7 protein-coding genes are annotated in these 6,789 nt (G+C 67.1%); all 7 read left to right on the top strand.

Translation table 11 applies throughout. The annotated features are described in order from the left end of the window. The coding region (locus RT697_RS26485) for a DNA gyrase C-terminal beta-propeller domain-containing protein (protein WP_313702607.1) at positions 1 to 329 on the top strand (329 nt) is incomplete at its 5' end. Then, the gene (gene serC, locus RT697_RS26480) at positions 329 to 1,459 is read left to right on the top strand and encodes a 3-phosphoserine/phosphohydroxythreonine transaminase (protein WP_313702606.1); all 1,131 of its coding nucleotides are present in this window, start codon (positions 329 to 331) and stop codon (positions 1,457 to 1,459) included. The genes RT697_RS26485 and serC, both read left to right, overlap by 1 nt. Further along, the gene (pheA, locus tag RT697_RS26475; protein ID WP_313702605.1) at positions 1,452 to 2,537 is read left to right on the top strand and encodes a prephenate dehydratase; all 1,086 of its coding nucleotides are present in this window, start codon (positions 1,452 to 1,454) and stop codon (positions 2,535 to 2,537) included. The genes serC and pheA overlap by 8 nt, the downstream gene beginning before the upstream one ends. A gap of 11 nt (positions 2,538 to 2,548) precedes the next feature. Then, complete coding sequence (hisC, locus tag RT697_RS26470; RefSeq protein WP_313702604.1) at positions 2,549 to 3,670, top strand: histidinol-phosphate transaminase; 1,122 nt, start codon at positions 2,549 to 2,551, stop codon at positions 3,668 to 3,670. Beyond that, the gene (locus tag RT697_RS26465) at positions 3,667 to 4,569 is read left to right on the top strand and encodes a prephenate dehydrogenase/arogenate dehydrogenase family protein (RefSeq protein WP_313702603.1); all 903 of its coding nucleotides are present in this window, start codon (positions 3,667 to 3,669) and stop codon (positions 4,567 to 4,569) included. Before hisC ends, RT697_RS26465 begins: the two co-directional genes overlap by 4 nt. 4 nt (positions 4,570 to 4,573) lie before the next feature. After that, entirely contained in the window at positions 4,574 to 5,896 is a 1,323-nt protein-coding gene (aroA, locus tag RT697_RS26460) for a 3-phosphoshikimate 1-carboxyvinyltransferase (protein ID WP_313702602.1), read from the top strand. 21 nt (positions 5,897 to 5,917) lie between these two features. Next, positions 5,918 to 6,598 carry a (d)CMP kinase gene (gene cmk, locus RT697_RS26455; protein ID WP_409517497.1) on the top strand — a complete coding sequence of 227 codons (681 nt, stop codon included), beginning with the start codon at positions 5,918 to 5,920 and terminating at the stop codon, positions 6,596 to 6,598. Positions 6,599 to 6,789 lie beyond the last annotated feature (191 nt).

The following is a 6,789-nucleotide window of genomic DNA, read 5'->3' as shown; positions in this document are numbered from 1 at the left end:
GCGGCACGAAGGGCATGATCGCCATCCAGACCACCTCGCGCAACGGCAAGGTGGTGGGCGCGGTGCTGGTCACGCCTACCGATGAGATCATGCTCATCACCACCGGCGGCGTCCTGGTGCGCACCCGCGTCGCGGAAATCCGCGAAATGGGCCGTGCGACGCAGGGTGTCACGCTGATCAACGTCGACGACGGCAGCACGCTGTCCGGCGTGCGCCGTGTCGTCGAAAGCGATGCGGACGACGACGGCGAACTGGACGAAGACGGCCAGGAAACCGGTGGCGACGACAGCAGCGACGCAGCAGATTCGACGGAACCTACGGAGCAATAATGGCCCGCCCCTGGAACTTCTCGGCTGGCCCCTCGGTCTTGCCCGAGGTGGTGCTGCAGCAAGCCGCTGCAGAAATGCTGGACTGGCACGGCAGCGGCATGTCCGTGATGGAAATGAGCCATCGCGGCAAGCATTTCGTGCAGATCTGCGATGAAGCAGAATCCGATCTGCGCGACCTGCTGGGCCTGCCGGCCGACTACGCCGTCATGTTCATGCAAGGCGGCGGTTCCGGGGAAAACGCCATCGTCCCCATGAATCTCATGGGACGCCGCGGCGCGCCCGCCGCGGATTTCGTCGTGACGGGCCATTGGTCCAAGCGATCGTTCAAGGAAGCCGGCCGCTACGGCAGCACGCACGTTGCGGCCAGCTCCGATCACGCCACCCAGATCGATGGCCACGAGCAGGGGCCGCTGACCTGGGTGCCGCCCGCCAATACCTGGCAGGTGCGCAAGGAATCGGCCTACCTGCACCTGTGCAGCAACGAAACCATTGGCGGCGTCGAGTTTCTGGACTGGCCCGACACCGCCGACCTCGGCGCGCCCGACGTGCCGCTGGTCATCGACGCCTCTTCGCATTTCCTGTCGCGCCCGATGGACGTGTCCCGCTGCGGCATGATGTACGCCGGCGCGCAGAAAAACGCCGGTCCGGCCGGCGTCACCATGGTCATCGCGCGCCGCGACCTGATCGGCCAGGCCTTGCCGATCTGCCCCTCGGCGTTTGACTACGCCAACGTGGCGGCCGAACACTCGCGGTACAACACCCCGCCGACCTTTGCGATCTACATCGCGGGCCTGGTGTTCAAGTGGGTCAAGGCCAATGGCGGCGTGGCGGGCATGGAAGCCGCCAACAAGGCCAAGGCCGATCTGCTGTACGGCTACCTGGACAGCACCGGCTTCTACCGCAATCCCATCCACGCACCCGTGCGCTCGCGCATGAACGTGCCGTTCGTGCTGCATGACGAATCGCTCAACGACGCCTTCCTGAAGGGCGCCGAGGCAGCGGGTCTCACGCAATTGAAGGGTCACAAGAGCGTGGGCGGCATGCGCGCCTCCATCTACAACGCGCTGCCGCTCGAAGGCGTGACGGCGCTGGTCGAGTACCTGAAGGAATTCGAGCGCCGCCATGGATGACGAGCTGCAGCGCAAGCTGCTTCCCCTGCGCAAGCGCATCGACGACCTCGACGCGCAGATCCTCGATCTTCTGTCGCAGCGCGCGCGCGCCGCGCTGGAAGTGGGCGAGGCCAAGCATGCCGCGCACGCCGATGGCCCGGTGCTGCGCCCCGAGCGCGAGGCCGAGGTCATCCGCCGCCTGCAGCAGATCAATCCCGGACCGTTTCCGAACGCCGGCGTGGCGTCGGTCTGGACCGAAATCATCTCCGCATGCCGGGGCCTGGAACGCGGCATGACCGTTGCGTTCCTGGGACCGCAGGGCTCGTTCTCGGAACAGGCCGCACTGGAGCATTTTGGCCATGCGGTCCAGAAGCTGCCTTGCGCTTCGTTCGACGAGGTCTTCCGGGCCGTCGAGGCCGGCCAGGCAGATGTGGGCATGGTGCCGGTGGAAAACTCCACCGAAGGCGCCGTCAACCGCAGCCTGGACCTGCTGCTGAATACCCCGGTCAAGATCCTGGGCGAGCGTTCGCTCGTCATCCGCCATTGCCTGATGTCGCAGTCGGGCAGCATGGACGGCATCAAGACGATTTCCGCGCACCCGCAGGCGCTGGCCCAGTGCCAGGGCTGGCTGACGCGCAACTATCCCGACGTCGAGCGCGTGGCCGCCTCCAGCAATTCCGAGGCGGCACGCGCGGCCGCGTCGGATGCGAGCATCGCCGCCATCGCCGGCGAAGTGGCCGCGCCCGCCTGGAACCTGCAGATCGTCGCCGCCGGCATCCAGGACGACCCGCACAACCGCACCCGCTTCCTGGCGATCGGCAATATCGAGCCGCTGGTCAGCGGCAAGGACAAGACCAGCCTGATCCTGGCGGTGCCGAACCGCGCGGGCGCGGTCTACGAAATGCTGGCGCCCCTGGCCGCCAACGGCGTATCGATGACGCGCTTCGAGTCGCGCCCCGCGCGCACCGGCCAGTGGGAATACTATTTCTACGTCGACGTCCTGGGCCACCGGAACGACCCGAATGTCGAGCGCGCCCTGGCGGCCTTGCAGGCGCAGGTTGCCTACCTCAAAGTGCTGGGCTCGTACCCGGCGCAGTGATATCCCACATCATGACCAACGCATCCAAGCCCCTCGTTGCCCCCGCGCACGTCAGCGCCATCGCCCCGTACCAGGCCGGCAAGCCGATCGAAGAACTGGCCCGCGAGTTCGGGCTGGATCCGGCGACCATCGTCAAGCTGGCCTCCAACGAAAATCCCTTGGGCATGCCCAAGTCGGCAAAGGCGGCCATGCTGGCCGCCGCAGAATCGCTGGCGCGCTATCCGGATCCCAATGGCTTTGATCTGAAGGCGGCGCTCGCCGAACGCTACGGCGTGCCGATGAACTGGATCACGCTCGGCAACGGCTCGAACGACATTCTGGAAATCGCCGCGCTGGCGCTGCTGGAGCCGGGCGCCTCGGCGGTGTACGCGCAGTACTCGTTTGCCGTCTATCGTCTGGCCACGCAGGCGCGCGGCGCGCGCCACATCGTGGTGCCGGCCGTCGACCACGGCCACGACCTGGATGCGATGTTCGACGCCATCGCCGACGACACGCGCCTGTTGTTCATCGCCAACCCGAACAATCCCACCGGCACCTTCGTGCCGGGCGAGAAGATCGCCGAATTCCTGGAGCGCGTGCATACCGCGCACGGCGACCGCGTCACGGTCGTGCTGGATGAGGCCTACAACGAATACCTGGATCCGGAATTCCGCTTCGACAGCACCGCGTTGGCGCGTCGTTATCCGAACCTGATCGTGTCGCGCACGTTCTCCAAGGCCTACGGCCTGGCAGGCCTGCGCGTCGGCTTCTCGGTGGCGCAGCCCGGCCTGACCGATCTGCTCAACCGCGTGCGCCAGCCGTTCAACGTCAACACGCTGGCCCAGGCCGCGGCCATCGCCGCGCTGGGCGACGCGGAATACCTGGAAGAAGCCTACGCCTCCAACAAGGCGGGCAAGGCGCAACTGTGCGCCGCGTTCGACAAGCTCAATCTGCGTTACGTGCCCAGCTACGGCAACTTCGTTTTGGTCCACGTGGGCGACGCGCCGCGCATCAATCTTGAACTCCTCAAGCGCGGCGTCATCGTGCGCCCCGTCGCGGGCGACGGTCTGCCGGAGTGGCTGCGCGTGTCCATCGGGCTGCCCCAGGAAAACGCCCGATTCATCGACGCCCTGACCGCCATCCTGACCGCATGAACGACGCGTTACCTTCTTCCGATCAGGGGGCCTCGGGCCCCCTGATTCCTGTATTGGCCGTGGTTGGCGTCGGCTTGATCGGCGGTTCGTTTGCAGCGGCCTTGCGGCAGGCAGGGCAGGTGGGCAAGGTGCTGGGCGTGGGACGCAATGCGCAGTCCCTGGAACGCGCCGTTGCGCTGGGTCTCATCGACGAGGCCGTATCGGCCGAAGCCGCGGCGGCTCAGGCTGACCTCATCATGCTGGCCACGCCGGTCGGCGGTCTGACGAACGTGCTGTCGCAGATAAGGCCGCACCTCTCGCCGGGCGCCGTGCTGACCGACGGCGGCAGCACCAAGGCTGAAGTGGTCGAAGCGGCGCGCGCCGCGTTGGGTGACCGCATTGGCCAGTTCGTGCCGGGCCACCCCATCGCGGGCGCCGAGCGCACCGGGCCGGAGGCCGCCGATGCGGGCCTTTACCGCGGACGGACCGTCATCCTCACGCCCGTGCCTGAAAACGGCGCGGCGGCCATGGCGCTCGTGCGCCGGGCCTGGCAGGCTTGCGGCGCGGACGTGATCGACATGGACGCCGATGCACACGATCGCGTGCTCGCCTCGGTCAGCCATCTTCCGCACCTGCTGTCGTCGGTGTATATGGAACAGGTGGCCACGGCTGCCGACGCCGCGACCCGGCTGGATCTGGCGGGCAGCGGCTTTCGTGATTTCACCCGTATCGCCGCCGGATCGCCCGAGATGTGGCGCGACATTTTTTTGTCCAATCGCGACGCGATGCTGGCCGAGCTGGCCGCTGTGCGCGGCGTGCTGGACCGTGCCGAGCGCGCCATCGCCGATGGCGACGGCGAGGCTTTGCTGACGCTGCTGGACACGGCGGCGCGTGCGCGCCGCGGCTGGCGCAAGGAGTAGCTGAATGGGCGCTTTGTCTTACCTCGATCTGCCGCGCGTGCGGCGCGCGCAGGGCGCGATGGCCTTGCCGGGATCCAAGAGCATTTCCAACCGCGTGCTGTTGCTGTCGGCCATCGCCGACGGCACGACGGTCATCACCGGCCTGCTGGACTCCGACGACACTCGCGTCATGCTGGCCGCGTTGCGCCAGTTGGGCGTGCAGGTGTCCGACCTGGAAGCCGGGCGCGTCACGGTGCAGGGCGTCAGCCGATTTCCGGTGGAAAGCGCCGACCTCTTCATGGGCAATGCAGGCACCGCCATCCGTCCGTTGACGGCGGCGCTGGCGCTCATGGGCGGCGATTACCGCCTGTCGGGCGTGCCGCGCATGCACGAGCGCCCGATCGGCGACCTGGTCGATGCCCTGAACGCGCTGGGCGCGCGCGTCGACTATCTGGGCCAGCCGGGCTATCCGCCGCTGCACATCGGCCGCGGCGACATCGCTGAAAACGCCGTGACCCGCGTTCAGGGTTCGGTGTCCAGCCAGTTCCTGACCGCCTTGCTGCTGGCCGCGCCGCTGCAGGCCGCGCGCAGCGGCAAGCCCGTCACCATCGAGGTCGCGGGCGAACTCATCTCCAAGCCCTATATCGAGATCACGCTGAACCTGATGGCGCGCTTCGGCGTGCTGGTGCAGCGCGACGGCTGGAGCCGTTTCGTCGTGGATGCGGGCGCAGCCTATCGCAGTCCGGGCCAGATCGCGGTGGAAGGGGACGCATCGACGGCGTCGTATTTCCTGGCGCTGGGCGCCATCGGCGGCGGTCCGGTGCGCGTGACCGGTGTCGGCGCCGACAGCATCCAGGGCGACGTGGGGTTCGCCAGCACGCTGGCGGACATGGGCGCCAAGGTCACCTATGGTCCGGACTGGATCGAGGTGTCGGGCGTGCAGGTTGCCGACGGCGAGCGCCTCAAGGCTTTCGACACCGATTTCAACCTGATTCCCGACGCGGCGATGACGGCTGCGGCGCTGGCCCTGTATGCCGACGGCCCGTGCCGGCTGCGCAACATCGGCAGCTGGCGCGTCAAGGAAACGGACCGCATCCATGCCATGCAGACCGAGCTGGAAAAGCTGGGCGCGCAGGTGGAGTCCGGCCCCGATTGGCTGCGCGTGACGCCGCCGGCGCAGGGCGCCTGGCGCGACGCGCATATCGGCACCTGGGATGACCACCGCATGGCGATGTGCTTTTCGCTGGCGGCATTCGGTCCGGCGTCGGTCCGCATTCTTGACCCCGGATGTGTCAGCAAGACGTTCCCGGGTTACTTTGACGTCTACGCCGGCCTGGTTTCGGCCTAGCGCTGCATCGCATCCATGACTTTGACTGCTTCAACTTCCGCTTCCCTGGCCCCGGTCATCACGATCGACGGTCCCACCGCGTCCGGCAAGGGCACCGTGGCTCACCGCGTCGCCAAGGCGCTGGGCTGGGCCGTGCTGGACAGCGGCGCGCTGTACCGCCTGACCGCGCTGGCCGCCATCAACCGTGGCGTCGCTGCCGAGGACGAGCCTGCGGTGGCGCGTGTGGCCGAGACGCTGGACGTGCGTTTCGACGGCCCCCACGTCTACCTCGAGGGCGCCGATGCCGGCCATGACATCCGCCGTGAAGAAGTCGGCAATTTCGCGTCACGCGTGGCGGCTTTCCCGGGTGTGCGGCAGGCCTTGCTCGAGCGCCAGCGCGCCTTCCGGCTACCGCCCGGCCTGGTAGCGGACGGCCGCGACATGGGCACCGTCGTGTTCCCGGACGCTTCCCTGAAGGTCTTCCTGGTCGCCGACGTGGTCGCTCGGGCGGAGAGGCGGCGTAAGCAGTTGATCGAAAAGGGAATTTCTGCTAATCTAGACGACCTCTTGCGGGATATGCGCGAGCGTGACGCGCGCGACACCGGGCGCGCCACTGCGCCGCTGGCTCCCGCAGCAGATGCACACGTGCTGGATTCGTCCAATTTGACGATCGCGGAAACGGTGCAGGCAATACTGGATTTCTGGCAGCACGCCAACCAGTGATGTTATGAGCTGTATTGCTATAGGCAGTACAGCTACAGGCAGTATTGCTGCAGGAATTTTTAAAGCAGTTTTTTGATTAGGCCCTGCTCAAGCCAGGCGACTCCCCCACGGGCCACCCCGCAAGGGTCAGCCAGCCGGCAGGTATTTTGACTCCACTGTGGCGGGCAATCCGCTGCGGTGTGTTCTTAACG

It is taken from the genome of Achromobacter sp. (assembly GCF_032113835.1).
Classification (GTDB): domain Bacteria; phylum Pseudomonadota; class Gammaproteobacteria; order Burkholderiales; family Burkholderiaceae_B; genus Achromobacter.
Note: the sequence above shows the minus strand (reverse complement) of the source record. Positions and strands in the feature narration are given on the sequence as shown.

Bases quoted from the DNA above. Each gene is read 5' to 3' on its own strand.
- serC (WP_313702606.1), top strand. From the start codon at position 329: ATGGCCCGCCCCTGGAACTTCTCGGCTGGCCCCTCGGTCTTGCCCGAG.
- pheA (WP_313702605.1), top strand. From the start codon at position 1,452: ATGGATGACGAGCTGCAGCGCAAGCTGCTTCCCCTGCGCAAGCGCATC.
- hisC (WP_313702604.1), top strand. From the start codon at position 2,549: ATGACCAACGCATCCAAGCCCCTCGTTGCCCCCGCGCACGTCAGCGCC.
- RT697_RS26465 (WP_313702603.1), top strand. From the start codon at position 3,667: ATGAACGACGCGTTACCTTCTTCCGATCAGGGGGCCTCGGGCCCCCTG.
- aroA (WP_313702602.1), top strand. From the start codon at position 4,574: ATGGGCGCTTTGTCTTACCTCGATCTGCCGCGCGTGCGGCGCGCGCAG.